This window comes from Nonomuraea glycinis (assembly GCF_014646515.1).
Classification (GTDB): domain Bacteria; phylum Actinomycetota; class Actinomycetes; order Streptosporangiales; family Streptosporangiaceae; genus Nonomuraea; species Nonomuraea glycinis.
This window is the reverse complement of the sequence record NZ_BMNK01000011.1, coordinates 1-25,683: the sequence shown is the minus strand read 5'-3', so window position 1 is coordinate 25,683 and position 25,683 is coordinate 1. Positions and strand designations below refer to the sequence as shown.

Below are 25,683 nucleotides of genomic sequence, written 5' to 3'. Positions count from 1 at the left end.
AGCTGGGTCAGGAGCTTTATGGGAAGGCGAGCTGGGTCAGGAACGCTATGAGGAGGCGGATTGGGCCATGGGGCGGATGGCTTCCTCGAAACGCCGCGCCTCATTCCGGTCCACGGCCAGATCGATGATCTTGCCCTTCTTCCAGGCCGTGAGAGCCTCGGCCGGCGGGTGGTCGATCAGCGCGGCGATCGGCGGCACGGCCTTGGCCACCGGTTGGGCGAAGACCACCGATGCCATCCGGACGAGAGCGCGCAGCGGCTGACCGAAGGGCTCATGCAGCCCCGTCGCGACGAACACCGGGTTGTACAGCACGTACTTCGTGCGCTCAGAGGCGTAAGCCGCCCCGAGCAGTTCGCCGGCCTTGGCGCCCTGCATGGTCGCGGCGATCGCTCGGTACCTGTCCTTCAGTTGAAGGTCGTCCCAGCGAATCCGGCCGCCCTGCCCAGCGCCGCACAAGTTGATGATCACAGGCGCCGCAGCGCTCTCCAACGAGCCGCGCAGCCCGTCGGCCATGAGCCATCGGTTGAGCACATAGAGGGCGAAGGTGTGTTCAATACCCTCGTCAGTCTCCACCCGTACCGGGTTGAACCGGAACGCGGCGAGCACCAGCGCGTCGACCACGGGGTGCTCGTCGCTCAGCCGTTCCACCAGGTCACGGGTCTGGCGGAGGGAGCTGAGGTCAGACTGGACGAACTGCGCCATCGGGACCACCTCGCGCAGACGCCGCCCGCCCTCCTCGCTGCTGCCCACCGCCACGACCTGATCGCCGCGCTCGGCGTAGTGCCGGGCCAGGGCCATACCGAGGCCGTTCGTGCCGCCGGTGACCACGATGGTGCGAGACATAGTTGAGACTCCCCTCAAGTTGAAAGATGCCTCAAGTTAACTAAGCTTGCGGACATGCGCAAGGACGCCGTGCAGAACCGTGAGCGCCTCCTGCAGGCGGCCCGGCAACTATTCGCGGATGGAGGGCTCGACGTGCCCCTCGAAGAGATCGCACGCACGGCCGGGGTCAGCATCGGAACGCTCTACAACCGGTTCCCCACCCGGGACGCTCTGGTGGAGGCGGTCTTCGCGGACCGAGTGGCGACCGTCGCCGATCTGGCTGAGCGGGCACTGGCGATGGACGACGCCTGGGATGGGTTCGTGGCGTTCCTGACCGGCGTGTGCGAACTGCAGGCCGCCGACCTCGGCTACAACGACCTCGCCGCACGGACGGCGCCGGTGGACGGCGATCGTGGGTACGGTCTGATGCTGAAAATCCTCGACCGCGCTCAGCGATCCGGGGAGTTGCGGCCCGACGTCACACTCGCCGACATGGCCTTCGTGCTCTGGGGCGTGGCGGCGACCATCAGAGCCACCCACGAGGTAGTGCCAGGAGCCTGGCGACGACATCTCGCCCTGACCCTGGACGGCCTACGCACAGCCACGGCCCACCCATTGCCGGCCCCTCCCATGTTCACCGAGCAGACCCGCGCCGCGCTGCGGAAGTGCTGACCCTCCACGGCTTTCTCTCATGATCACCCCTGCGGGTGAGGAGGACTCATAGACACGTTTGGAGGGCTTGAAGCGCGTTCGAGGGAAGTGCGCCCGGGTTTCGTCAGAGGGGAAGTGCCCCGGGTTTCGTCAGAGGGAAGGGCTGGAGCTTTGTCTCAGGGATGGCGGAAGTTGTGTCTCAGGGGACGGCGAGGGCTTCGTCGTTGGGGTCTTCCAGGAAGCCGGGGACCCAGCGGATGGCCTCGTCGCGGAAGCGGGCCGTGGTGCCGAGCTGGCATAGGACACCCACTCCGGCGGCGTGCACGCGGTGGATGAGGACGTAGGAGGCCGGCAGGTTGAGCTGGCGCACGACGTTGGTGGGGCGGAGATCGGTGACGCTGGCTGCCTGGGCTCGAAGCCATTCGCGGCTGAAAGTGAACTCTTCGACGGCTGTCGGCTCGACGTAGGGGGCGAGGAAGGCGCGCAGGGCGTCGGGGTCGATCTCAATGCCGGGGCGGATGAAGCCCTCGTCACGCAGCCCGTTGACGACGGTTTCCATGTCGCCCTGGTTGAAGATGCGGGTCAGGAGACCGAAGACCTGGGGGTAGCCGCCGGGCATCCGGTTGACGGCGCCGAAGTCGAGGATGCCGAGCTTGCCGTTGGACAGCATGCGGAAGTTGCCCGGGTGCGGGTCGGCGTGCAGCATGCCGACGCGGGCCGGCGAGCAGAACAGGAACCGGACGAACAGCAGACCGGCATGATCCCGCTCCTCCTTGGTGCCGTCGGTGATGACGCGGGACAGCGGGGTGCCGTCCATCCACTCGCTGACCAGGATCATCTCGTTGGCGGCGATCACGTCGGGAACGTGGAAGTCGGGGTCGTTGTGGAATTCCAGGGCGAACGCGTGCTGGGCCTCGGCCTCGCGCAGGTAGTCGAGCTCTTCGGCGACCCGATCGCGCAACTCGGCCAGCACCGCCTTGATGTCGAGACCGGGAAGCAGCGCGCCGAACATCTTGCCCAGGCGGGCCAACTGCGCGAAGTCGCCCAGCAGAGCCTTACCGGCTCCCGGGTATTGGATCTTGACCGCGACCTGCCGGCCGTCATGCCACACGGCCTTGTGCACCTGGCCGATGGAGGCGGCCGCGGTCGGCTGGTCGTCGAAGGAGACGAAGTTGTCGCGCCAGTCGTCGCCGAGCTGCTCGCTGAGCACCTTGTGGACGGTGGCGGCCGGCAGCGGCGGCGCGGCGTCCTGAAGCTTGGTGAGCGTGGCGCGGTACGGGCCGACGATCTCCTGCGGCAGGGCCGCCTCGAAGATGGACAGGGCTTGGCCGAGCTTCATGGCCCCGCCCTTGAGCTCGCCGAGGACCTTGAAGATCTGCTCGGCGGTGCGCTGCTGGATCTCCTCCGCGACGATCTCCGCGGACTTGCCGCCGATGCGCTTACCCAGCCCCATGGCGGTGCGACCGGCGAAACCGAGTGGAAGGGCGGCCAACTTGGCGGAGCGCGTGACTGCTCGGCGTGGAAGATCGCTCACACTGATGCGCGGAATCCCAGACGGGACGCCACTTCCCCCCTTCGTGGTCGATACCTGAACATGTCAATCACAGGTAGCTGACATGACCATTGTGCGCGGATATGGGTTGTTTCGTGTACACCGACATTGCGGATGCATGACCCACGATCGTCGTTCCCAGTTCCCATCGGGGGAGACATCCCTTGTGCCGTTGGTCACAACCGCGTCCCGGCCCTCGAGATGAGCGAGTGCGTGGCCGGTCGCCGCTGCCGCCACCAGGCTCGCGAGGACCGCATCGCAGGCGATTTCGCCAGGAGGGAAGCCGCCGAGGCGTGCGGTGACGATCGGCCAGGCGGGGTCGCCGTCGCGACGAGCCAAGTCTAGGCAATGCAGACATGCGCTCTGACCAGGCAGGACCAGCGGCCCCACGCAACCGTGGCCCTCGAAGGCCGACACGAGAAGGTGAGGGATGCCGAGGTCGAGGAGCTCGTTGGCGAGCACTCGGTCGAGCGGGCGCACCGGAGCGAGGATCACGAGGTCGGGCCGCTGGGTTCTGTCGCCCAGGTAAGGCCCACCGGCTTTCGCGTCCACGGTCGGATCCCAGGGCTCCGCACCGCTGAGGGCGGAGCGGGCGCGGCCGGGTCTGGTGTTCGTGCCCTCGCGGTCTGCACGCGCCGCAGGTGGCTTGCCGAGGTCGGCGTCCACGGTGGTGCCGGGATGGTCCGCACCGCTGGGGGCAGAAAGGGCGCGGCCGGGTCTCGCACCCGGGATCCGGCCCGGGTGGTCTGCAGCGCTGCCGGTTGAGGGTGCGCGGCCCGGTTTGGCGTCTTTGGTGCGGCTTCGACGGTTGGTGATGCTGGCGGTAGAGGGAGAGCTCGGGGAACTCGGGGTGGGGTTGTGGGTGGGCTCTTGTGGGATTGGGCTGGTCGCTCTGCGGGCGAGTGCCACCGCGCCGTCCTGGCGGCTGAGGCCGAGCTCGGACCAGGTCAGGCCGCCGGGCGTGAGGTCCTCCGGGCGGGTCGGTTCGGGATCGATCACGCGGATCGTGCCCACGCCGGCAGCGGCCAGCAGGGCGACGATCTGGGCGCCCACCCGGCCGGCGCCGTAGACGCGCACCTGCGCCTGTCTCCTGCGGCGCATCGTTGCCCGGCCGCCGTCAGGGGTGGACGAAGCCAGATCCAGGGCGTCCAGGTCGGGCCTGAGGCGGTCGAGCTCAGCCAAGGGGAGAGGCAACGGCGGGGCGCCGGCGTCGTGAATCACGCCCTGTCGCATGAGCTGATCGAGCAGGGATCGGGCGCTGGGCTCGTCCAGTCCGGCCGCCACGGCCTCGCGCAGGACGTGGGCGAGGTCACGGGTGCCGTCGAGAGTGTCGAACCACTGGCGGATCGGCCGGGTCAGGCCGTTCAGCATGAGCGCCCGCTGAGGGTGCAGGCCGATCTGGAGGGTGTGCTCGTCACGGTCGACGCACCGCAGGGCGGGTTTCACGCGTGGCCTCATGCCGTGAAGATTCGCACGAGTCTCCAAGATCCCGAGACTCTTTTCTCGGCCCTGTGGATAACTTCCGCCAACAACAGAAACCCTGTGGATAACCGCCCGATGAAGACGGACCACCCACCGGAGACGGCCGCTCCAAAGCTACGCTTCCCCGCATGAGCGAGCTTCTCGTCGATCACCAGGACGACGGCGTCGTCCTGGTCACCCTCAACTGCCCCGACGTACGCAACGCCATGACCGACGGCATGACCGACGCCTGGCAACGGACCATGGCCGCCCTCGCCAGGGACCGAGACGTCCGTTGCGTCGTGGTCACCGGCGCCGGCACCGCCTTCTGCGCCGGCGGGGACCTGTCGTGGCTGGGGGAGCGGGGCGTGGAGCCGGTGGATCGGCTGCGCGACAGGATGCTCGCCTTCTACCGTTCCTGGCTCTCCATCACCGAGCTGGAGGTTCCCACGATCGCCGCGGTGAACGGCGCGGCCGTGGGGGCGGGCCTGTGCGTGGCGCTGGCGTGCGACCTCGTGTACGCCGCCGACGACGCCAAGCTGCTGGCACCGTTCACGGCACTCGGCCTGCACCCGGGGATGGCCGCCACCTACCTGCTGCCGAGGCGGGCGGGCACCGGCCTGGCGAGGGAGATGCTCCTGACGGGCCGTACCCTCTCAGGCGCCGAAGCAGCCGACAAAGCCCTAGTAAATCGATCTTTCCCAAAAAATGACCTTATGTCGGAAGTGATGGCTATCGCCAGAACGGTGGCCGGCAACGCCCCCATTGCCACCAAACTCACGAAAGTGGCACTCAATGAGGATCATCAACACCTGGAAGCCGCGCTCAGATGGGAATCCCTGGCCCAGCCGGTGACCATGACATCCGCCGACATGATCGAGGGCCTGACGGCGCATCGGGAAAGTCGTGTTCCCAAATTCACCGGGTCTTAATCATCTGACCAGCAGAAACAGCGTCCACCCTCTGTGGAATTCCGCCAGTCTCGGCTAACGTGCATATGTGCCCCCCGAGACAGTCGAGGTCCGACGTAGTTCTCGTCGCCGGCGCACGGTCTCCGCATACCGTGACGGCGACAAGACGATTGTGCTCCTGCCCGCCTGGCTGAGCGGCGAGGACGCTGATGAGTGGGTGAGCCGGATGCTCGATCGGCTTGCTGCGAAGGAACGCCGACGGCGGCCGACGGACGAAGCGCTCCTCGAGCGGGCCAAGGAGCTGTCGATGAAGTATCTCGACGGCAGAGCCGACCCCGTGAGCGTCCGCTGGGTTGACAACCAGCAGCATCGATGGGGCTCGTGCACTCCGGAGAGCGGCACGATCAGGATCTCGACCCGCCTCAAGGGCCTACCCGAATGGGTCATCAACTACGTCATCATCCACGAGCTCGTGCACCTGCTGGTGCCGAGCCACGGCCCCCGTTTCTGGGCGCTGGTCGAACAATATCCCAAGGCAGAGCGGGCGCGCGGGTTCCTCGAAGGATTCTCCGTCGCGGCGCAGACGGCACCGGAGGAATGTTGACGCGCGTCGTCGCGGTCCTGGTACGGCAGAGCATGGCGAGGTCCGCCCCCCGAGGCGTCGACGCACGGTCGTGGCTGGAGGCGGTGGCCGAGGACACCTACGAGATGGTCTCCGGCCTGGAGCTCGTGACCCCCGTCCTGGTGACGAGCGTCCCCGGCCTGGACGAGATCGTCTGGCCCGGCACCGAGGTGATCTCCATTGCCGAGGACGAATCACTCAGGAGCATCCTCGGCAGGCTCGGCGGCGACCAGGCGGCGGTGATCGCGGGCGACGCGCCGGACCTGCCGCCGCTGCTGGTCGGCAAGCTGTTCAGGGAGCTGGGCCGGGCGCAGATCACGGTCAGCCCGGCCGAGCGCGGCGGGGCCGTCGCGCTGGCCTGCGGCCTGCCCGCACCCGCTTGGGCGGACCCGGACCTGGACGACCCGGACCTGGTGGCGACGCTGCGCGCGCAGGCTCCCGGCTCGCGGATGGTGGCGACCACGCCGGGCTGGCACCGCCTGCGCACCCCGGACGACGTCGAGCGCCTGGACCCCGGTCTCGAAGGCTGGGACAACACGCGCGCCCTGCTCACGGCACGGTGAGCTCCGCGAACACCGCCCGGTGATCGGTGCCGGGCACGTCGTGCACGCTGACGGCCTTCACCCCCACCCGATGGTCGACCAGCACATGGTCGATGGTGATGATCGGCGGAATCCGCTTGTTCGCCGGCCAGGTGGGGATCAGCCCGGCGCCGACCTGGGCGGCGGCGTCCTTGTAGCCGCGATCGAGCAGGCGGCGCATCGCCGCGTGGTCGAGTGAGGCGTTGAAGTCGCCGGCCAGGATCCGCACGGTCTCGGCGGAGGCGCCGGGGAAGGACTCCAGGGACTCGTTCCACTCGGTCACCTGACGGCCGAGCGGCGGGAACGGATGGACGTCGATGAACTCGATCGGCCGGGCGCCGGGCAGCGTCAGCCGCGCCGCGGGCATGTTGTGGCTCCCGGAGCGCGCCGCCACACCGGCGATCGGGTCGAGTGGATGCCTGGAGAACAACCCGCTCCCGCCCGCGGACCATTCGGCCTGGACCACGCGGTGCGGCATCAGCTCACGCAGGCCGGCCTGGTCCAGCCGCTCGACCGCCTCGGGAGTCAGCTCCTGCGTGTTGAGCACGTCGGCGTCGAGGTCGTACACCATCTTCATGATCGCCTGGGTGTCGGCCTGCCCGAACAGCATGTTGATGCTCAGCACCCTGAGCGGACTGCCCGGAGTGGCCTCAGCCGTGCCGAACGCCCGGGGCAGCACGCTGAAGCCGAGCGCGGTGGTGGTGAGCAGGGCGACCACGGTGGCGGCGCGCCTGCGCCCCAGCGCGGCGATGAGCAGGGGGATCAGCGAACCCGCGGCGGCGTACGGGGTGGCGGTCATGAGCTGGGTCGAGATCGACCCGCGCTCCAGCCCCGCCAGCCTGGCGACGGCCCAGGCCGCGAACGGCGTCACGGCCAGCCAGGTCAGCGTGGCGCGGGCGCGCCCACTGCGCTTGCGGCGAACGGGAGTGACAATGGTGCCGCCGACGGGACTTTCGGCCGAAACCTCCACATGCCCCCCTTTGGAACGATCCGATCTCCCGGGGACTCTAGCCAAACGCGCGTGAGCGCGAGGTAAGAGCGGCCTGCCCGCGTGCGGCCAGGCGGCGGGTCGCCTCGTCGGAGAGCTCGGGGATCCCGTCGATCGGGAACCAGCGCAGATCCAGCGATTCATCACTGATGACCGCTTCGGCCCCCGCAGGGGCCACGGCGGCGTACTCGACGTCGAAATGCCGGCTGTCCGGCGGATGACACCAGACCCGGTGCTTGTCCAGCGCCAGCGGGCCGGGCAGCAACTCCAGGTCCGCGATGCCCGACTCCTCCACGGCCTCGCGGAGCGCGACCTCCGTCAGCGTGCGGTCGCCCGGCTCACAGTGGCCGCCCATGGGCAGCCACATGCCGGCCTTGGGGTGCAGGGTGAGCAGCACTCGCGCGCCGTCGTGCGACAGCACCGCCGTCGTCGCCGTCAGATGCCCGGGAACGCACTGGCGCAGCATCGCGTCGTCGTGCGCCGCCAGATGCTCGAGGAACTCCGCGCGCAGCGCCTCCTCCTCGGCCGTCGGCGCGGCCCACGCGGTGAGCACGCTCACCGCGTCGTGGTGCAGGCTCAATTCTGGTCGCCCTCGTCGTCGGGCTTGCGGTCGAGCTGTGAGATGTCCCACGCGGCCTCGCCGCGCACGAACGCCTCGGGGTCGTCCAGGTCGTCGGCGTGCGGCATGAGGTCGGGGTGACCCCACAGCGCGTCGCGCCCGTCGATCCCGCGCTCCTGCTTCAGCGCCTGCCACAGCGCCGCCGCCTCCCGCAGCCTGCGCGGACGCAGCTCCAGGCCGACGAGCGTGCCGAAGGTCAGCTCGGCCGGACCGCCCGTCGCACGACGACGTCGTACGGTCTCCGCCAGCGCCACGGCGGAGGGCAGCTTGCCCGCGGCGGCCTCGTCGACCACCGTCGCCACCCAGCCCTCGACCAGCGCGAGCATCGTCTCCAGGCGAGCCAGGGCGGCCTTCTGCCGCTCGGTCTCCTCGGGCTTGAGCAGGGCGCCCCCGCTGAGCGCCTCCTGGAGCGCCTCGGGGTTGTTGATGTCGAGGCCGCGGATCTGCTCCTCCAGCGCGGAGGTGTCGACCGTGATGCCCCTGGCATATTCCTCGACGGCGCCGAGCAGGTGCCCGCGCAGCCACGGCACGTGCTGGAACAGCCGGTGGTGCGCCGCCTCGCGCAGCGCCAGATAGAGCCGGATCTCGTCGGCCGGGTGCTCCAGGCCCTCGCTGAAGGAGGCGATGCCGCCGGGCAGCAGCGCGGCGGTGTCCGACAGCGGCAGCCCGATGTCGGTCGTGCCGATCACCTCGCGCGCCAGCGAGCCGAGCGCCTGGCCGATCTGCTGACCGACCATCATGCCGCCCATCTGCTTCATCATGCCCATCAGCGGCCCGGCCATCTGCTGGGCCTCAGGCGGCAGGTTGGCGCCGCCGAGCGCGCCGCTCATGGTCTCGACCATGCGCTCGGCGATCGGCTCGGCCAGCTTGCGCCACACCGGGATCGTGTTCTCGATCCACTCGGAGCGGCTCCACGCCTGTGGGCCGGACACGCCGCTGGGCAGCGCGGTGGCCTCGTTGAGCCACAGGTCGGCCAGCTGGAGGGCGTCGACGATCTGGCGTCGCTCACCCTCCATGACGCTGGGATCGCCCTCTGCGACCACGGCGTGGCGGGCGATGTTCTTGGCCATGTCCCAGTTGACAGGGCCGGAACCCTGCGGCGCCGACAGCATGTCGGCGAACTGGCGCATCGCCTGAGCCATCTGCTCAGGGTCGCCGAACATGGCGAACGGGTTTTCGTTGGGGTCGTTTTCACGACCTGGCAGGTCAGTCACCGCTCTACCTCGTGCAGGATGGAGGAGTCCACATCCGCCACGTTAGTCGTCCTACGGCGGATCAGTGCAAAGTGAGGACCTGGTGCCTACCTCGAAACGCCCGCGCCAACCAGTCGTAGCGGTCACAGGTGCTGCCTCAGGCCTGGGCCGTGAGTTGCTCGCAAAGCTCGTCTCCTCCCAGGATTTCCGCAGGGTGGTGGCCATTGACGAGGAGCGCGGCGACATCAAGGAGGCCACGTGGAGAGTGATCGACGTACGAGATCCGCTCTTGGCGAACCGAATCTCCGACATCGACGTCCTGGTCCATCTGGCCGGTGACTACGCCGTCGACGCCAACCCCGGGGAGCGGCGGGCGTACAACCTGAGAGCGGCGCAGACCGTGCTGACCGCCAGCGCGGCCGCGCGCGTCCGCCGCGTCGTGCTCGTCACGAGCGCGATGGTGTACGGCGCGGCGCCCGACAACGACGTGCCCCTCGCCGAGGACGGCCCGGTCGCGGCCGAGCCCGACACCGGCGTGGTGGGCGACTACCTGGAGATCGAGGCGCTCGTACGCAGGTCGCTGCGCAGTCATCCGGGGCTGGAGCTGACGGTGCTGCGCCCGGCCGCGGTCGTCGGCCCCGGCGTGGACACCGTCATCACCCGCCACTTCGAGTCACCGAGGCTGCTCACCGTCAAGGGGTGCGAGCCGCGCTGGCAGTTCTGCCACATCGACGACCTGGTCTCGGCGCTGGAGCTGGCCGCGAAGGGCGCGATCAGCGGGGTGGTGGCCGTGGGCTCCGACGGATGGCTGGAGCAGGACAAGGTCGAGGAGCTGTCCGGGATCCGCCGCTTCGAGCTGCCCGCCGGATTGACGTTCGGCACCGCGCAGCGGCTGCACCGGCTGGGCATCACCCCGGCTCCCGCCACGGACCTGCACTATGTCGTCTATCCGTGGGTGGTCGACTGCGTGGGGCTGCGTGCGGCGGGCTGGAAGCCGGCCTGGACCAACGAGGCCGCGCTCGCGCAGGTGCTGGAGCTGCGCGAGAACCGGACGACCGTGGTCGGCAGGCGGCTGCCGGTCAAGGAGGCCACGCTCACCGCGGCCGGTGCGACCGTCGCGGTCATCGGCACCGCCGCGATCGTCCACCAGGTGCGCAAGAAGCGGCGTGCGTGAGGCTTTGAGGAGGACAACTTCTGTAGGCTCTTTTCGTGGACGTTATCCGCTTGCTGGCAATTCGTGACACCGCGCTCTCTGTGGACGAGGTGATGGCCGCGGTGGGTGACCACGCGGCCGGCGGCACGACGCTCTTCGTGGGCACCGTGCGCGAGCAGGACCACGGCAAGCCCGTGACCAGGCTCTCCTACTCGGCGCACCCTTCGGCCGACAGCGAACTGCGGGCGGTGGCGGAAAAGGTGGTCACCGATTTCCCCGTGACCGCGCTCGCGGCCGTGCACCGGGTCGGCGACCTGGAGCTGGGCGACACGGCGGTGATCGTGGCCGTGGCCAGTCCGCACCGGCAGGAGGCGTTCCTGGCGGCGCGCAGGCTCATCGACGACCTCAAGTCCCAGGTGCCGATCTGGAAACATCAGGTGTTCGCCGATGGGTCGACCGAGTGGGTCGGCGCCTGCGAATAAGCTCGATCCATGTCACGACGCGCCCTGACCCTGCTGGTTTCGGCCTTTCTCGTGCTCGCCCTCGGGATCGTGGGGGCGCTGTCGAAGGTGCCGTACGTCGTGCTCAGTCCCGGCCCGACCGAGGACACCCTCGACAAGGTGGACAACAAACCGGTGATCACGATCAGCGGGCGGGAGACGTACCCGACCGATGGTGAGCTGAGGCTCGTCACCGTCGCCTACCAGGGCGGGCCCAACGCCAAGATCGACCTGCTGACCGCGCTGCGCGGCTGGATCGATCCGACCGTGGCCGTGGTGCCGCAGGAGACCATTTTCGCCCCCGACCGCTCTCAGCAGCAGGTCGAGGAGGAGAACACGGTCGAGATGACCAACTCCCAGGACAACGCGACGGCCGCCGCGCTCACCGAGCTCAAGATTCCCTACACCACCGTCATCTCGGTGGTCTCCACCGTGAAGGACCAGCCCGCCGCCGGCAAGCTGCTGAAGGGCGACGAGATCGTCGCGGTGGACGGCAAGCCGGTCAGCGAGATCGATGCGGTCGGCGAGGCGGTCAGGGCGCGCGGCCCGGGCGAGCAGGTGACGTTCGGCGTCGTCAGAGGCGAGCAGAAGCTCGACGTCGCGGTGAAGACCATCGGGGAGCGGGGCAAGGCCATGGTCGGGGTGACCATGCAGGCCAAGTACAAGTTCCCGTTCGAGGTGGACATCAACGTGGGCGACGTGGGCGGGCCGAGCGCCGGGCTGATGTTCTCGCTCGGCATCGTGGACAAACTCACCCGCGGCCCGCTCACCGGCGGCAAGCAGATCGCGGGCACGGGCACGATCACCCCCGAAGGCGAGGTGGGACCGATCGGCGGCATCGCCCAGAAGATGGTCGGCGCCCGTGACGCGGGGGCCACCGTCTTCCTCACGCCGGCCGACAACTGCGCCGAGGCCGTCAAGGGCGTGCCCGACGGGCTGCGGCTGGTCAAGGCGGAGACGCTGAGCGGCGCGGTGCAGGCGCTCGACGCGCTCAACACGGGGAAAGGTGAGGTGCCTTCTTGTAGCTAGGGACGAAACTTCCTGCTATCGCCGTGCGTTAGTCGTAGGGATGGCACCGCGGTGTAGGTTGCCAGACACGGACCGTTTCTTCATCACGACGAGGGGTTGGCCTTGAGCTTCCGGACCCCAGGAGCCGGCGGCAGGGCGATGCGTTTGCCCCGCCGACCGCGACTGCTTCTGCCTGTCGCGATCGCACTCGTGGCGATTGTGGCACTTTTCTTCCTTTTTTCCGGGATTTATACGGATTATCTATGGTTTGACGCCATCGATTACATTCCGGTCTTCTCCGGTGTGCTGCTGACCGAGATCGTGCTGTTCCTCATCGGGGCGCTGCTCATGGTCGGCATCGTCGGCGGCAACATGCTGCTGGCCTTCAGGACCCGGCCGATGTTCGGGCCCGCCATGTTCGGTGGCGGCAGCGGCGCCGACCGTTATCGCATGGCCATCGACCCGCATCGCAAGCTCATCTTCATCGTCGGCATGGCGATGATCGGGCTTTTCGCGGGCTCGTCCCTCGCCGGTCAGTGGCCGACGTGGATGCAGTTCGTCAACGGGGAGCCGTTCGGCAAGACGGACGAGCAGTTCAAGATGGACATCTCGTTCTTCACCTTCGAACTCCCGTTCATCGAGATGGTGCTGAACTTCCTGTTCACCGCCGTCATCATCGCGACCATCCTCGCGGCGATCACCCATTACCTCTACGGCGGATTCAGGCTGCAGTCGCCCGGCGTGCACGCATCCCGCGCCGCACGGGTCCACCTGTCGGTCCTGGTCGGCGTCTTCGTGCTGCTCAAGGCCGTCGCCTACTGGTTCGACCGGTTCGCCCTGGTCTTCTCCGAGCGCGGGTTCGTGAACGGCGCCTCCTACACGGACATCAACGCCGTGCTGCCCGCCAAGACCATCCTCGCGATCATCGCGCTGATCTGCGCCGTGCTGTTCTTCGCCGGCGTCTTCCGGCCGGGCGGCATGCTGCCCGGCGTGTCCCTCGGTCTGCTGGTGCTCTCTGCCGTGCTGATCGGCGGCGTCTACCCGCTGCTGGTCGAGCAGTTCCAGGTCAAGCCCAACCAGCAGGGCAAGGAAGCCGCGTTCATCGGCCGCAACATCACCGCGACGCGGGACGCGTACAAGATCGGTGATGCGGAGATCACTCCCTACACCGCCGAGGTCGACCCGAGCAAGGTGCAGGTCAACGGCGACGCCTCGGTCGCCGGCGTGCGCCTGCTCGACCCGGCGCTCGTGTCCGCGACCTACGAGCAGACCCAGCGCATCCGTGGCTTCTACGCCTTCTCCGACCAGCTCGACGTCGACCGCTATCCCGACTCGACCGGCAAGCTCGTCGACCACATCATCGGCGTCCGCGAGCTGACCGGGCCGCCCCAGGGCCAGAACAACTGGATCAACCGGCACCTCGTCTACACCCACGGCTACGGCATCGTGACCGCGCCGGGCAACAAGGTCGACTCCGGTGGCCTGCCCGACTACGACGCCAAGAACATGCCGGTCACCGGTCCGCTGGCGTCCAGCACCGCGCTCAAGGAATCGCGCATCTACTTCGGCGAGCACGAGAGCAACCAGCAGTACGCCATCGCCGGCGGCAACCCGAGCAGGCCGCAGGAGCTCGACTACCCGGAGACGGGCGGCACCGGCCAGGCGAACACCACCTACACCGGCGCGGGCGGCGTGCCCGTCGGCTCCTTCGTCAACAGGTTGTTCTACGCCGCCAAGTACGGCGAGGTGAACATCCTGCTGTCGGGCGACATCAACGACAATTCCAAGATCCTGTACGAGCGCAACCCGCGCCAGCGGATCCAGAAGGTCGCCCCGTTCCTGACCCTCGACTCCAACCCTTACCCGGCGATCGTCGACGGACGGGTCACCTGGATCGTGGACGCCTACACCACGTCCAACGCCTACCCCTACTCGCAGAGCGAGAGCCTCGGCGAGATGACCAGGGACCTGTCCACGGACCGCTCCCGCGTCATCGCTCAGCAGCCGCAGGACAAGATCAACTACATCCGCAACTCCGTCAAGGCCACGGTCGACGCCTACGACGGCACCGTCACCCTCTACGGCTGGGACGCCAACGACCCGATCCTGAAGACCTGGAGCAAGGCCTTCCCCGGGGTCATCCGCCCGGCCGCCGAGATGAGCCAGGACCTGCGCGCCCACGTGCGCTACCCGGAAGACCTGTTCAAGGTGCAGCGCTACACCCTGTCGCGCTACCACATCACCGACGCCGCGGCCTTCTACAGCGGCCAGGACTTCTGGAACGTCCCCAACGACCCGTCGCAGGGCGACCGCAACATCAAGCAGCCGCCCTACTACCTGACCACCACGATGCCGGGTGGCCAGCCGACGTTCTCCCTGACGACGACGTTCGTCCCCAGGGAGGGGCCCAACCTGGCCGCCTTCATGGCGGTCGACTCCACGGCCGGTCCCAACTACGGCAAACTCCGCGTCCTGCGCATGCCGTCCAACACCCCGATCCCCGGTCCGGGCCAGGCACAGAACTCCTTCCAGAGCCGGTTCGCCGGTGAGCTCAACCTGCTGGGAGTCGGCGCGTCGGCGGTCCGGTACGGCAACCTGCTGACGCTGCCCTACGCGGGCGGGCTGGTCTACATCGAGCCCGTCTACATTCAGGTGGCGGCCGGCGGCGGCCAGGAGCCGTACCCGATCCTGCAGCGGGTGCTGGTGTCGTTCGGCAGCAAGATCGGCGTCGACCGCACCCTGGAGGGGGCGCTCGCCCAGGTCTTCGGCGGCGAGCAGCAGACGCAGACGGACGAGAACGTCCAGCAGGAGAACAAGCCGACCGAGAACAACCAGGCCGCCACGGCCCTGTCGACGGCCATCTCCGAGGCTGAGAAGGCCTACGACGACGCTCAGAAGGCCCTGCAGACCGACCCGCCGAACTGGGTCGAGTACGGCAAGGCTCAGCAGCGGCTGGACGACGCCCTGGAGAAGCTGAAGACGGCCGGCGCCCAGCCGGTGCCTTCGGCCGGCCCCACGGCTACGCCCTCGGCGACACCCAGCGCCACGCCGACGGTGACACCGACAGGCTCTCCCGCGCCGTCGCCGACGGGGGGGTAGGGCCAGTCAGTTTGCGTAAGCCCCGTGTCAGGGATAGTCTTTAGACACACACCGACGCGGGGTGGAGCAGTTCGGTAGCTCGCTGGGCTCATAACCCAGAGGTCGCAGGTTCAAATCCTGCCCCCGCTACCAAAGAAGAAATGCCCTCCGGGATTATCCCGGAGGGCATTTCTCATTCTCCGGCGACCATTTCCCGGCTCATCATCGGGTCCTGGTAACCCATTCCTTGCCCATCGGGCGAATCGTGCCGTACATCACAGCCCGTACAGCACCGCCGTGCACCTACCAGCGCCGTACATCACAACGGCCGGACTCGACGTGTGGGGCGAGTCCGGCCGGATGTGGGGTTGGGAGTCAGGCCATCAGCACCTCCTGCCGTTGTTGATGCACTCGACGATGGTCCCCATGAGCTGATCCGAGATCACGCCGATGGCGCCGACGTGGTCGGTGATCGGGCTGTGGCGTTCGCTGGCGAAGGAGTCCACGGCGAAGGGGACGTCCGTGCCGTTGGGGCGGGTGTTGGGAAGGTCGTTGTAGATCAGGGTCATGCGCAGTTGCGGCACGGCCTTGGTGCCGCTCGGGCAGGCGCCGTTGTCATCCGGGAAGACGAGGTGGTCGCGGTGGTTGGCGCTGTCGATGTTCTGGCCGTCCCAGCAACTCGGCATGTCGAAGATGCGGGTCACTCGGCTGCCGGAGGGGCAGATCGGGTATTTGTCGGTGATGCGGTCGGTGAAACCGGTGCAGGTCCAGACCGGCCTGGCGTTGGCCGGGCCGTTGGTCACCGCCTTGGCGTCGCCGAAGTTGAGCCTGAGGAAGCGCGGCGCCGCCGTGACCGGCGAGGTGGGATTGCCGCGGTACTCCAGCCGCGCCACTGACGCCCGCACCGGCGTGCCGATGTTGTTCTTGTCCACCTCCGGCGCGCCAGGCTCGTCGTTGGGCCCCCGTACGCGCAGGACCGGCCAGAAGTAGGTCGTCTGGTCAGCCTTGTTGCGGCACGTGGTGTCGGAGGCGGCGAGGCTCTCGTTGGTGGAGAAGGCGTCGGCCGACACGTTGCCCACGTAGTCGTGCAGGTGCTGGGCAGCGTTGACCACGCCGGGGGCGTTGATCAGGTTGTCGGTGTTGCGATGCTCTTCCTCGTTCGTGCCGCAATCGGAGACGAACACGCCCCTGGAGCCGTTCCCGCGCGCCTGCGGTTGCCGGGTGCGTGCGACCTGCCGGATGTCGATGAAGTCCTCGGCCGACGGTCCGATGGCCGCCGCGATCTCCTCCTCGCTCTGGCCGCCGCCGTTCTGGCCGTCAGTCGGCTGAGGGCTGGGTGAGCCGGTCCCCGGGTCGGGCGCGGGTGCGCCGGCATCGTCGAGGCTGCAGGGAGCGAGGGCGGCCAGGTTGTCGGGGCGTTCGGCGGATCGGCCGATGGCTATGGCGATGCGGTCGAGGGTGGCGGCGCGTTTGTCGGCGAGGGGGCCGAGGATGGCGTTCTGGACGAAGTTGGGGCCGCCTTGTCCTTGGGTGTCGGCCAGTCGGTCGTTGGCTTCCTGGATCTGGGTTTCCAGGAGGGCCAGGTTCCGGTCGACTTCGTTCTGAGCGGCGGCCGGGATCTCCGGGAGCTGGTCGTTGACGCTCGGGCAGACGATGCGCTGCGCGCTCCCGCCGTTGTCGTCCTGCGCCGGAGGCGGTGAGGTGGCGTTGTCGTCAGGGGCGGGACTGGGGCTGGGGCTGGGGCTGGGGGAGGTGTCGTTGCCGCCGGAATCGCTGAGCCTGCACGTGGCGAGTGCGGCCAGGTTGTCGGGGCGTTCGGCGGATCGGCCGATGGCTATGGCGATGCGGTCGAGGGTGGCGGCGCGTTTGTCGGCGAGGGGGCCGAGGATGGCGTTCTGGACGAAGTTGGGGCCGCCTTGTCCTTGGGTGTCGGCCAGTCGGTCGTTGGCTTCCTGGATCTGGGTTTCCAGGAGGGCCAGGTTCCGGTCGACTTCGTTCTGAGCGGCGGCCGGGATCTCCTGGAGCTGGCCGGCGACGCTCGGGCAGACGATGGTGTCCGCCGCCAGGCTGCTGGCCTGGGCGGATAACGGAGCGCCGGACAGGACCAGCGCGATGCTGCCGCCTATCGCCACGGCGCCCCACCACGCTCCGCGCCCTCTTCTCCCCGATCTCATATGCATGCGACCTCTCCTTCCGGTCTTGGGAAAGCCCGGTTTCGGAGTGGTACGGGAGAAAGATTGTCTGGGTTCAGCCGCCCCGGCAAGAAGCCCTCCGGGAGTGGTCATCCCGGAGGGCGGCGGTCGAGCGGTCAGCCTTCGTCGCGGTCCGCCTCTTCCTTGGTGTGGTGTACGACCCCGTCCGCGTGGTCCGGAGGCCCGTACACCGTGTAGAGGACCAGCGGGTTGACGCCGGTGTTGATGAAGTTGTGCCGTGTCCCGGCCGGTACGGCGACCAGGTCTCCCTGGTTGACCTCACGGACCTCGCCCCCGACCCGCGCCTCGCCGGTGCCGGCGACGAAGGTCAGGATCTGGTCGTTCTCCTCGTGGACCTCATCGCCGATCTCGCCCCCCGGCGGGATGGTCATGATGACCAACTGGCTGTGTTCCCCGGTCCACAGGACACGGCGGAAGTCGGCACTCTTCTCGGCAATGGTGACGATGGTGAAGTGCTGCACGGTTCTCTCGCTCCCGTAATGATCAGGCACACGGACTCTCGCGCTACTACCCCGCACCCGCGGCCGGTCACCCCAGATACCCGGAATTCCCGCACGGGGCGGAGTATGACCAGATCATGAGACGGTCTGGCCGCCTGGTGCGACGACACCCGCGCTCGCCGTGGTGGTGCGGCGGCGGCCTCAGGGGACCGTGCATCCTGGCGATCCGGGCGGCGAGGGATCGCCGGTGAGGACGGACTTTCCGCTCTACCTGGTATCAAAATATCAACTTTTGTAACAGCGGGTTGTCGCCCGGGAGCGTCACGTGCATAGTGGGGCAAATCACAGTGCACTCGCGGCACTTGCCACCCACAACCGGCAGATCAACTAGCGGATTGGACCTAGCGATGAGCTCCACCCCGCCGATCCGCTCGAAGATCCTCAAGATCCTGCTGGTGCCCCTGATCTCGCTGGTCGCCCTGTGGGCGTTCCTCTCGTACAGCATGGTGGCGGAGACCTCGGGGTTCGCGCAGAGCAGGAGCGAGTGGGACGCGGTCGGCGCGCCCGCTCGCGCGCTGATCGTCGAGGTGCAGCGCGAGCGCCAGCTGTCCGCCGAGCTCGCCGGCGACACGGCGGGCGACGCGCGGCTCGCGGCGCAGCGGCAGCGCACCGACCAGGCCGTGACCCGGATCCGGGACGTGGCAGGTCAGGTGTCGGTGAGCGGCACGCCCCCCGAGGCGGTGCAGGGCCTGCTCAACGAGCTCGACGGGCTCTCCGCGGTACGGGCCGGCGCCGATATGGAGGAGAAGATCCCGCTCGCCACGACCGAGAAGTACGACGCGGTGATCAGCGTCGCGCAACGCCAGTTCGGTGGTTCGGAGCGGGTCACCGAGGTGTCGTCGTACCGGGTGCTGCGCGGGCTGACCGCCTACAGCTCGGTCGCGGAGTATGCCGCCAGGGAGCACGCGGTGCTCACCCCGGCGCTGGCCCGCGGGGAGATGACCCAGGCCGAGCACGCGGCGTTCGTCGCGGCGATGACCTCCCGCCGGGTCCAGCTCGCCGACGCCGACCGCGACATCGGCCCCGACCTGCGGGAATGGCACGCCCAGCTGGCGGCGAGCGTCGCCTACCAGCGCTTCGAGCGAGCCGAGGACGCCGTCTTCGCCTGGGACCTGACCGGCAAGCCGCCGGTGTCCGCGGCCGACTGGCAGCGCGACGCGAGCGAGGCGTTCACCGGACTGACCGGCAACGCTGCCAAGGATCTGCAACGCGCCACGCTCAAGGGCGAGAGCCTCGTCGTCACCGGCCTGCTGCGCATCGTGCTGGTGGTGGGGCTCGGCCTGCTGGCCGTGGTGCTGTCGATCGTGCTCTCCTACCGCTTCGGCCGCTCCCTGGTCGACGAGCTGAAGAGGCTGCAGAGCTCGGCCGTTGAGCTGGCCGAGGTACGGCTGCCCAGGCTGGTCGAGCGGCTGCGCAGGGGAGAGGACGTCGACCCCGCGGAGACGCCGGAGCTGGGCAGCGCCCGCACGGCCGAGGTGGCGGCCGTCGCCCGGGCGTTCTCGGACGTACAGCGGACCGCCGTACAGGCCGCCGTCGGCCAGGCCACCCTGCGCAGGGGCGTCGGCCAGGTCTTCCTGAACCTGGCCCGCCGCAACCAGGCCCTGCTGCACCGCCAGCTCAGCCTGCTCGACTCCATGGAGCGCAAGACCGAGGATCCGGACACCCTGGAGAACCTGTTCAAACTCGACCACTTCACCACCCGCATGCGCCGGCACGCGGAGAACCTGATCATCCTGTCCGACGCCGCCCCCGGCCGCCGCTGGCGCGACCCGGTGCCGATCTACGACGTGGCGCGGAGCGCGGCCCTGGAGGTCGAGGACTACACGCGGGTCACCATCCAGCCGATGCAGGCAGCGCCGCTGCTCGTCGGCAACGCGGTGACCGACGTGATCCACCTGATCGCCGAGCTGGTGGAGAACGCCACCGCCTTCTCCCCGCCGAACACCACCGTTCAGGTCCGCGGCCTGAGCGCGGCGAACGGGTTCGCGGTGGAGGTCGAGGACTGCGGCCTCGGCGTCGAGCCCGCCGTCCTGGCCGAGCTCAACGCCCAGCTCGCCACCCCGCCCGAGTTCGACCTGGCCGGCACCGACCGGATGGGCATCTTCGTGGTCTCGCGACTGGCCGCCCGGCACGGGATCAGGGTCACGCTCCGCCCGTCGCCGTACGACGGGACGACCGCGATCCTCATGCTGCCCGCGAGCCTGCTCACGCCGGCCGCGCCGACCGGCTTCTCCCTGTTCGACGCCACCCGCTCCTACACATCCGCCAAGTCGGTACGTAAACCGATCCACCCCATCCAGTCACCGCCTGCCGCACCTGAGATCGACGACGACCTGGACGGGCTGCCTGTCCGGGTGCGGCAGACCAACATCGCACCACAACTGAGCGGTACACGTCTCAAACCGGACCGCGAAACCTCCGCCCGCTCTCCGCGGGAGCTCCTCGACCTGATGACCTCCATGCAGGAGGGATGGCGTCAAGGGCGCAGAGAGGTGGAAAGGGAACGAGACGTGCGCAACGAAAGGGATTCCCATGGCTGACGCTAGAGCTGAGCTGAGCTGGCTGCTCGACGACCTGACCCACCGGGTCGACGGCATACAGCACGCGGTCCTGTTGTCCGCCGACGGCCTGACGATGGGCGGCTCCAAGGCGCTGACGAGGGAGGACACCGAGCACCTCGCGGCCATCGCGGCCGGCAGCCACGGCCTGGCCTCGGGCACCGGGCGGCATTTCGGACTCGGCGGTGTACGTCAGACGATCTTCGAGATGGAGGGTGGCTTCCTCTTCGTCACGGCCGCCGGACAGGGCGCCAGACTGGCCGTGCTGGCGGCGGGCGACGCCGAGCTCGGACTGGTCACGTACGAGATGGCACTGCTCGTCAAGCGGGTGGGCCAGCACCTGAGCGCCCAGCCGCGAGGAGCGGCGCCCGCACCCGCCTGGAACGGCATGGCGCCATGACGGATGCGGATCCAGGGCCTCTGATCAGGCTGTACGGCCTGACGGGCGGCCGGGCGCGGCCGCCCGGCGAGGCGTTCGATCTGGTGGCCATCGTCACGACGATCATGACGCCGATCGAGCCGGTCGGCCTGAATCCGGAACACCACGCCATGCTGACCATCTGCCACGAGCCGACCCCCGTGGCCGACGTGGCGGCGCAGCTCGGGCTGCCGCTCAACATCACCCGCGTGCTCCTCGGCGACCTCCGGCGCGAAGGCCTGGTCGACATCGCAGCACCGCAGCCCGTCGACGAGACGATCGATGAACGTACCTACAGGGATGTACTGCATGGAATACGCAGGCTTTGACCGCCCCCGGCTCTCCGGAGGTACGCTCACCGCCACTGCCCTGAAGATCCTGGTGGCAGGGGGGTTCGGCGTGGGCAAGACCACCATGGTCGGCACCATCAGCGAAATACGTCCCCTGCACACCGAGGAACTGCTGAGCGACCGCGGCGTAGGCGTGGACGACATCTCGGGCGTGGAAACCAAGATCGCCACAACGGTGGCACTGGACTTCGGCCGCATCACCATCCGCGACGGCCTGTGGCTCTACCTGTTCGGCACGCCCGGACAGGATCGCTTCTGGTTCATGTGGGAGGAGCTGGCGCTGGGCGCGCTGGGGGCGGTCGTCCTGGTCGACACCCGGCGGCTGCAGGACTGCTTCCCCGCCGTGGACTACTTCGAGAAGCTCGACCTCCCCTTCGTGGTCGCGGTCAACTGCTTCGACGGCGCCCGCCGCCACGATGCGGCGAAGGTGCGGCGGGCGCTGGGGTTGGACGAGTCCACGCCGCTCATCATGTGTGACGCCCGCGACCGCGCCTCCGTCAAAGAGGTGCTGACCACCCTGGTCACCCACTCGATGAGCATCCGCTAGCGACGTCAGGACGCCGTGCAGGTGAGGGGCGACGGCGTGCTGCCGTCGCCGTTCCCGCTACCGAGGAAGCCGAACGTGGTCGTCGCGTTCGGCGCGATGCCGCCGTTCCAGCCGAGGTCGGTGACCGTGACGCCACCGGAGGTCGAGAGGCTGCCGTTCCACAGCTGCGAGATGGACTGCCCGCCGGGGAAGGCCCAGCGCACCCGCCAGCCCGCCGTGGGCGACGACCCGGTGTTCCGCACCGTGACCTCCGCCTGGAAACCGTCCGCCCACGTGCTGATCAGCCGGTACGACGCGGCGCAGCCCGCCGGCGGCACCGTGGGAGTGACGGTAGGCGTCACTGTGGGTGTCACGGTCGGGGTGACGGTGGGCGACGGTGCCGCCGAGGCAAGGTCGTAGGCCCGCTGCGGCACGAACTGGCCCGCGGCGGCGAGACAGCCGTCGGCCTCGCCCGGAGGCTTCACCCACAGGAACGCGTCGATGGCCGGGTCCCCGGTCTCGGTGGTGCTCCAGGTGCCGGTGGCCCGGCCTGCCGGATCACACCACTCACTGCCCGCCGGCCCGTTGCCGTTGCGACTGGTGTCCACGACCGCGCCCAGCCCGGAGACCCCGGTCGCGGCGATGACGCTCTTGGCGAACGACACCAGGCCCGCCGTGGCGCGATAGTTCGAGGTGTTGACGGCGATGCCGTCGGCGCTGCCGGCCACGCGCGCGCCGGTCAGCCGGGCGGCGGCCTCCGAGGGTGACAGCCAGGCGTCGTGGCCGATGTCGAAGTAGACGTTCACCTGGGCGGACGTGGCGTTGAAGCGCTCCCCGGCGTAGGCCATGGAGGCCTGGACCTCGGCCTGCTGGGCGGCGTTCATGCAGCTGGACATGATGGCCAGCGCGTCCGGCTCCAGGATGATGGTGGCGGGCCGCCCGCCCAGACCTGCCGCGATCTGGTCGATCCAGCCCCGGTACGCCGCGTGGTCGGGAGCTCCGCCCGCGCTCGGGCCGCCGCAGTCGCGGTTCGGCATGGCGTACACGACCATGATGGGGATCTTGCCCGCCGTCGCGGCGGCGCCCACGTACGCGTCAACCTGGCCGCGCACGGTCGCCGGGTTGTAGGTGGCGAACCAGCGGCCCTGCGGGACGGCGGCGATCCGGTCTCTGATCACGGCGGCGCGGCGGTCGCCGGGGTTGGCGGCCACCCACGTGGCCGCGCTGGTCAGCGGATCCACGTAGAACGTGGACTCGGCGGCCTGGACGGCGGACGAGGTGAAGACGACCGTCCCCGCCGCGACCGTGGCGAGCGCGGTGAGGATGCCGGCCAGGAGGGGTCTTTTGCGAGACATGGATGCTCCGTCCGATGACGTGGGTGCTTTGGGAGCGCTCCCATCGGTTCTCTCGGATGGTAGGGAGACACGGCCGCGACCAGAAGGGGCGGCGGCCGCGGACGTACCCGCTCCCGCCAAAGGCACAGGCTGGACAGGTCGGCCGTGCGCCGAGTGGCTGAAAGTTTCAACCGTCAGGACGGTTCTTGGCAGGTCGCCCGGGATCTTGGTGCGGACTTGCTATCGTCTGCGTGTGCCCGTTCCCGCCCCGCCCGCGCGCAAGCGGATGCGGGGTCTCTGGCTCGTGGTCCCGCCGCTGCTCGCGACCCTGGCCAGCCTGATCGGCGCCGTGTTTCCTGGAGGCAGCCTCTATGTCTGGTCCTATGCGTTCCTCTTCTGGCTGATCGCGGCCGGCTGCTGGGGGGTGCTGCTCTACCTGCCGGGTCGCCGACGGCATGCGGTGGTCGCCGTCGCGCCGGTGCTCGCTGTCGTGACGTGCGGCGCCGTGGCCGCGGACCTGCCCATCCGGGTGGCCTTCGCGGTCTCCGAGCCGGCGCTGTCCGACTATGTGAGCTCGCTGCCGCTGCATCCGGAGAGCATGACGCTGGGCGACGCCGAAGCCGGGCTGGGCGTCGACTGGGTGGGAGTCTTCCCCGTCGGGCGTGCCGTCCGCCACGAGGGCAGCTCCAACCTCAGCGTGATCGGAGCCGGCGGGTGGCTGGAATTCTGCGGGCTCACCTATGCGACGGGCGATGGGAAGATCCGGTCGTCCTCCGTCGACCACCTCTCCGGCCGGTGGTACGTGACCTGCGATGACTTCTGACCGCTGCCCGCTTCCCGCCGTCGGGGTCTTGCCCTGATTTATCAGGACTGATTACATAATTACATGACTGATGAAGCGGTGCCGACGCTGTACGAGTGGGCGGGCGGCACGGACGCGTTGGAGCGGCTGACCGAGGTGTTCTACCGAGAGGTCAAGAAGGACGAGCTCATCGGCCCGCTGTTCGCGCACATGGACCCGGGCCACCCGAAGTATGTGGCGATGTGGCTCGCGGAGGTGTTCGGCGGCCCGGCGCGCTACACCGACGAGCGTGGCGGATACGCGCACATGCTCGCGCACCACCTTGGCAAGGGCATCACCGAGCCGCAGCGCCGGCGGTGGGTGAGCCTGCTCATGGACGCGGCGGACGAGGTGGAGTTGCCGGACGACCCCGAGTTCAGGGCCGCCTTCTTCGGCTACGTCGAATGGGGGACCCGCCTCGCCCGGCAGAACTCCCAGCCCGGAGCCGAACCGCCGCCCCAGGCGCCGGTGCCGCACTGGGGATGGGGCGTGGCGCCGCCCTATATCCCGTAACCGTCTCGTACGGCTGACTCGGCTCAGGCCTTGCCGATCATCACCGCCGTCTTCCAGGCGGCCCACCCCAGCAGGAACAGTGCGAAGACCGCCTGGGCGACACGCATCCACGGGGCAGAGGTGACGTCCGCATAGACCACGACACCGAGCCACATCAGGCCAAATATCCCGACCAGCGCGATGGCCGCCCAATTCATACCCCGATGCCACATATGCGCAGTCTCCCAGTCGCTTCATCAATGACGGGTATGTAGCAGGTCGTCATCGGGTCACTGGTGTGCCGCTACCTAGCCCCGTCCATCGGAAAGGCTTGCGTTGCCACACCGGGGCGCGTTACCGGGAAGGCTGCGGGCGGCGCGTCACCTGGAGAGGCTGCGGGTGGGGCCCGATCTGGAAAGGCTGCTGGTGGGGCCTCATCTGGGCAGGCTGCGGGCAGCGCCGACGCAGCGGCGCAGGCGCATGTTGCGCGTACGGGCCGGCTTCGGCTGCTCCAAGCAGGCCAGAAGGGTGGCGGCGGTGCGGGCGTCGGCCAGGATCCGCTGGACCATCTCACCGTCGAGAGGGAGTTGGCCGTGCTCGGCGAGCTCGTGCTTGATGAAAGCCATGGGGTCGGGCGCTCCCGCGGCGTCCGCCGCGACCGTCGCCCGCGAGGCGGTGAGCAGACGCAGGTAGTGGGTCCGCAAGATGGCCTCGCGCGTACGGGCGTGCTCAAGGTCGTCGACCAGCATCCGGGCGATGGGCAGCAGGTCGTCGGCGCGGGTCGCGCTGTCGGCGAGAAAGGCGCGGATGTCGTCGAACTCCGAACGGGTCATAGCTGCCACCTCCGAGAGCACAGTCGGCTCATGGGTCCTTCGTACCCGGAGACGATTGCGGATGACTTGCTGACCGCTTGCTCAGGGCCCGTCTGGTGACTCTCGTGGCATGTACCGACATGTAGCAGCTTGCCCCGGTAGGGGCGTCTGACGTTGCCAAGAGGGTAGAGAGGTTTGAGGGTTGCGTGGGGAGGGAAGGACCACATGATTACCTCTGTGGGGCCGAGTTGGTCTTGAGGGCTGCTAGAGTTGCTCAGGCACGGGCGGCCAGGACTCGCAGAGTCCGGGAGATGCCCGGCAAACTCCACTCTCTTGCTTCGCATCACGATGGTCTCGACCATTCAAATGTATTGGTAAGTTAGAGGGGTTGTCCCGGAAGCGGGGCGGTGGTTATTCCTGCAGGTCGAGCGGGTCCGGTCAATTTGACAGGGACTTGAACGGCTGACAGGATTAAGACATAACAGAACACGAAATGAGCG

Annotated in this window: 25 protein-coding genes and 1 tRNA gene; 15 read left to right on the top strand and 11 right to left on the bottom strand. The window is 68.7% G+C overall.

The genetic code is table 11. From position 1 onward, the window contains the following. Nucleotides 1–45: 45 nt before the first annotated feature. Entirely contained in the window at nucleotides 46–843 is a 798-nt protein-coding gene (locus IEY87_RS27865; RefSeq protein ID WP_189141771.1) for an SDR family NAD(P)-dependent oxidoreductase, read from the bottom strand. Between the two features lie 54 nt (nucleotides 844–897). Between IEY87_RS27865 and IEY87_RS27860 the strand changes: the two genes are divergently transcribed. After that, a complete protein-coding gene (locus tag IEY87_RS27860) occupies nucleotides 898–1,494 on the top strand; it encodes a TetR/AcrR family transcriptional regulator (protein WP_189141770.1) in 597 nt (198 codons plus the stop codon). Between the two features lie 178 nt (nucleotides 1,495–1,672). On the opposite strand, the gene IEY87_RS27855 is transcribed toward IEY87_RS27860, so the two are convergent. Then, complete coding sequence (locus IEY87_RS27855; RefSeq protein ID WP_263652784.1) at nucleotides 1,673–2,965, bottom strand: ABC1 kinase family protein; 1,293 nt, start codon at nucleotides 2,963–2,965, stop codon at nucleotides 1,673–1,675. Between the two features lie 105 nt (nucleotides 2,966–3,070). Further along, nucleotides 3,071–4,396, bottom strand: coding sequence for a ThiF family adenylyltransferase (locus tag IEY87_RS27850; RefSeq protein WP_189141768.1), 1,326 nt, complete (start codon nucleotides 4,394–4,396; stop codon nucleotides 3,071–3,073). A gap of 239 nt (nucleotides 4,397–4,635) precedes the next feature. On the opposite strand from IEY87_RS27850, the gene IEY87_RS27845 reads away from it, so the two are divergent. The 3 genes from IEY87_RS27845 (at nucleotide 4,636) to IEY87_RS27835 (ending at nucleotide 6,582) form a co-directional block, all read left to right on the top strand. After that, nucleotides 4,636–5,418 carry an enoyl-CoA hydratase/isomerase family protein gene (locus IEY87_RS27845; RefSeq protein WP_189141767.1) on the top strand — a complete coding sequence of 261 codons (783 nt, stop codon included), beginning with the start codon at nucleotides 4,636–4,638 and terminating at the stop codon, nucleotides 5,416–5,418. A 67-nt stretch (nucleotides 5,419–5,485) separates the two neighbouring features. Then, the gene (locus IEY87_RS27840; protein WP_189141766.1) at nucleotides 5,486–6,001 is read left to right on the top strand and encodes a M48 metallopeptidase family protein; all 516 of its coding nucleotides are present in this window, start codon (nucleotides 5,486–5,488) and stop codon (nucleotides 5,999–6,001) included. Next, the gene (locus tag IEY87_RS27835) at nucleotides 5,995–6,582 is read left to right on the top strand and encodes a hypothetical protein (protein WP_225277778.1); all 588 of its coding nucleotides are present in this window, start codon (nucleotides 5,995–5,997) and stop codon (nucleotides 6,580–6,582) included. The genes IEY87_RS27840 and IEY87_RS27835 overlap by 7 nt, the downstream gene beginning before the upstream one ends. On the opposite strand, the gene IEY87_RS27830 is transcribed toward IEY87_RS27835, so the two are convergent. The 3 genes from IEY87_RS27830 to IEY87_RS27820 are packed head-to-tail and all read right to left on the bottom strand — an operon-like array spanning nucleotide 6,569 to nucleotide 9,421. Then, nucleotides 6,569–7,570: an endonuclease/exonuclease/phosphatase family protein gene (locus tag IEY87_RS27830; RefSeq protein WP_189142029.1), complete on the bottom strand. Its 1,002-nt coding sequence runs from the start codon at nucleotides 7,568–7,570 to the stop codon at nucleotides 6,569–6,571. The genes IEY87_RS27835 and IEY87_RS27830 overlap by 14 nt on opposite strands. A gap of 37 nt (nucleotides 7,571–7,607) precedes the next feature. Beyond that, nucleotides 7,608–8,168 (bottom strand): NUDIX hydrolase, encoded by a 561-nt coding sequence (locus tag IEY87_RS27825; protein ID WP_189141765.1) that lies wholly within the window; start codon nucleotides 8,166–8,168, stop codon nucleotides 7,608–7,610. Then, on the bottom strand, nucleotides 8,165–9,421 hold the full coding sequence (locus tag IEY87_RS27820) for a zinc-dependent metalloprotease (protein ID WP_225277779.1): 1,257 nt from the start codon (nucleotides 9,419–9,421) through the stop codon (nucleotides 8,165–8,167). Before IEY87_RS27820 ends, IEY87_RS27825 begins: the two co-directional genes overlap by 4 nt. Before the next feature lie 79 nt (nucleotides 9,422–9,500). Between IEY87_RS27820 and IEY87_RS27815 the strand changes: the two genes are divergently transcribed. The 5 genes from IEY87_RS27815 (at nucleotide 9,501) to IEY87_RS27795 (ending at nucleotide 15,292) form a co-directional block, all read left to right on the top strand. After that, nucleotides 9,501–10,574 (top strand): NAD-dependent epimerase/dehydratase family protein, encoded by a 1,074-nt coding sequence (locus IEY87_RS27815; protein ID WP_189141990.1) that lies wholly within the window; start codon nucleotides 9,501–9,503, stop codon nucleotides 10,572–10,574. Between the two features lie 35 nt (nucleotides 10,575–10,609). Beyond that, nucleotides 10,610–11,035, top strand: a complete 426-nt coding sequence (locus tag IEY87_RS27810) for a molybdenum cofactor biosynthesis protein MoaE (protein ID WP_189141764.1) — start codon at nucleotides 10,610–10,612, stop codon at nucleotides 11,033–11,035. A 9-nt stretch (nucleotides 11,036–11,044) separates the two neighbouring features. Further along, on the top strand, nucleotides 11,045–12,082 hold the full coding sequence (locus IEY87_RS27805; protein ID WP_189141763.1) for a YlbL family protein: 1,038 nt from the start codon (nucleotides 11,045–11,047) through the stop codon (nucleotides 12,080–12,082). A 138-nt stretch (nucleotides 12,083–12,220) separates the two neighbouring features. Then, the gene (locus IEY87_RS27800) at nucleotides 12,221–15,160 is read left to right on the top strand and encodes a UPF0182 family protein (RefSeq protein ID WP_189141762.1); all 2,940 of its coding nucleotides are present in this window, start codon (nucleotides 12,221–12,223) and stop codon (nucleotides 15,158–15,160) included. A 55-nt stretch (nucleotides 15,161–15,215) separates the two neighbouring features. Further along, nucleotides 15,216–15,292, top strand: a tRNA-Met gene (locus IEY87_RS27795). 230 nt (nucleotides 15,293–15,522) lie between these two features. On the opposite strand, the gene IEY87_RS27790 is transcribed toward IEY87_RS27795, so the two are convergent. Continuing rightward, nucleotides 15,523–17,271 (bottom strand): DUF1996 domain-containing protein, encoded by a 1,749-nt coding sequence (locus tag IEY87_RS27790; RefSeq protein WP_229699394.1) that lies wholly within the window; start codon nucleotides 17,269–17,271, stop codon nucleotides 15,523–15,525. Nucleotides 17,272–17,447: 176 nt separating this feature from the next. Further along, nucleotides 17,448–17,813 (bottom strand): cupin domain-containing protein, encoded by a 366-nt coding sequence (locus tag IEY87_RS27785; protein WP_189141761.1) that lies wholly within the window; start codon nucleotides 17,811–17,813, stop codon nucleotides 17,448–17,450. A gap of 386 nt (nucleotides 17,814–18,199) precedes the next feature. Between IEY87_RS27785 and IEY87_RS27780 the strand changes: the two genes are divergently transcribed. Genes IEY87_RS27780 through IEY87_RS27765 form a run of 4 tightly spaced genes read left to right on the top strand, consistent with a single transcriptional unit; the run spans nucleotide 18,200 to nucleotide 21,725 of the window. Continuing rightward, nucleotides 18,200–20,392 carry a sensor histidine kinase gene (locus IEY87_RS27780; RefSeq protein WP_189141760.1) on the top strand — a complete coding sequence of 731 codons (2,193 nt, stop codon included), beginning with the start codon at nucleotides 18,200–18,202 and terminating at the stop codon, nucleotides 20,390–20,392. Beyond that, nucleotides 20,385–20,810 carry a roadblock/LC7 domain-containing protein gene (locus IEY87_RS27775; protein WP_189141759.1) on the top strand — a complete coding sequence of 142 codons (426 nt, stop codon included), beginning with the start codon at nucleotides 20,385–20,387 and terminating at the stop codon, nucleotides 20,808–20,810. The genes IEY87_RS27780 and IEY87_RS27775 overlap by 8 nt, the downstream gene beginning before the upstream one ends. Then, complete coding sequence (locus IEY87_RS27770; RefSeq protein ID WP_189141758.1) at nucleotides 20,807–21,157, top strand: DUF742 domain-containing protein; 351 nt, start codon at nucleotides 20,807–20,809, stop codon at nucleotides 21,155–21,157. Before IEY87_RS27775 ends, IEY87_RS27770 begins: the two co-directional genes overlap by 4 nt. After that, on the top strand, nucleotides 21,138–21,725 hold the full coding sequence (locus tag IEY87_RS27765) for a GTP-binding protein (protein WP_189141757.1): 588 nt from the start codon (nucleotides 21,138–21,140) through the stop codon (nucleotides 21,723–21,725). Before IEY87_RS27770 ends, IEY87_RS27765 begins: the two co-directional genes overlap by 20 nt. A 5-nt stretch (nucleotides 21,726–21,730) precedes the next feature. On the opposite strand, the gene IEY87_RS27760 is transcribed toward IEY87_RS27765, so the two are convergent. Next, the gene (locus IEY87_RS27760; RefSeq protein ID WP_189141756.1) at nucleotides 21,731–23,059 is read right to left on the bottom strand and encodes a glycoside hydrolase family 6 protein; all 1,329 of its coding nucleotides are present in this window, start codon (nucleotides 23,057–23,059) and stop codon (nucleotides 21,731–21,733) included. Between the two features lie 232 nt (nucleotides 23,060–23,291). On the opposite strand from IEY87_RS27760, the gene IEY87_RS27755 reads away from it, so the two are divergent. Together IEY87_RS27755 and IEY87_RS27750 are read left to right on the top strand one after the other, a co-directional pair. Then, on the top strand, nucleotides 23,292–23,861 hold the full coding sequence (locus IEY87_RS27755) for a hypothetical protein (protein ID WP_189141755.1): 570 nt from the start codon (nucleotides 23,292–23,294) through the stop codon (nucleotides 23,859–23,861). A 63-nt stretch (nucleotides 23,862–23,924) separates the two neighbouring features. Beyond that, a complete protein-coding gene (locus IEY87_RS27750) occupies nucleotides 23,925–24,392 on the top strand; it encodes a group II truncated hemoglobin (protein ID WP_189141754.1) in 468 nt (155 codons plus the stop codon). 23 nt (nucleotides 24,393–24,415) lie between these two features. Here IEY87_RS27750 and IEY87_RS27745 read toward each other — a convergent pair whose 3' ends face one another. Together IEY87_RS27745 and IEY87_RS27740 are read right to left on the bottom strand one after the other, a co-directional pair. After that, nucleotides 24,416–24,589 carry a hypothetical protein gene (locus IEY87_RS27745; RefSeq protein ID WP_225278283.1) on the bottom strand — a complete coding sequence of 58 codons (174 nt, stop codon included), beginning with the start codon at nucleotides 24,587–24,589 and terminating at the stop codon, nucleotides 24,416–24,418. Between the two features lie 216 nt (nucleotides 24,590–24,805). Next, the gene (locus IEY87_RS27740) at nucleotides 24,806–25,204 is read right to left on the bottom strand and encodes a hypothetical protein (protein ID WP_189141752.1); all 399 of its coding nucleotides are present in this window, start codon (nucleotides 25,202–25,204) and stop codon (nucleotides 24,806–24,808) included. Nucleotides 25,205–25,683 lie beyond the last annotated feature (479 nt).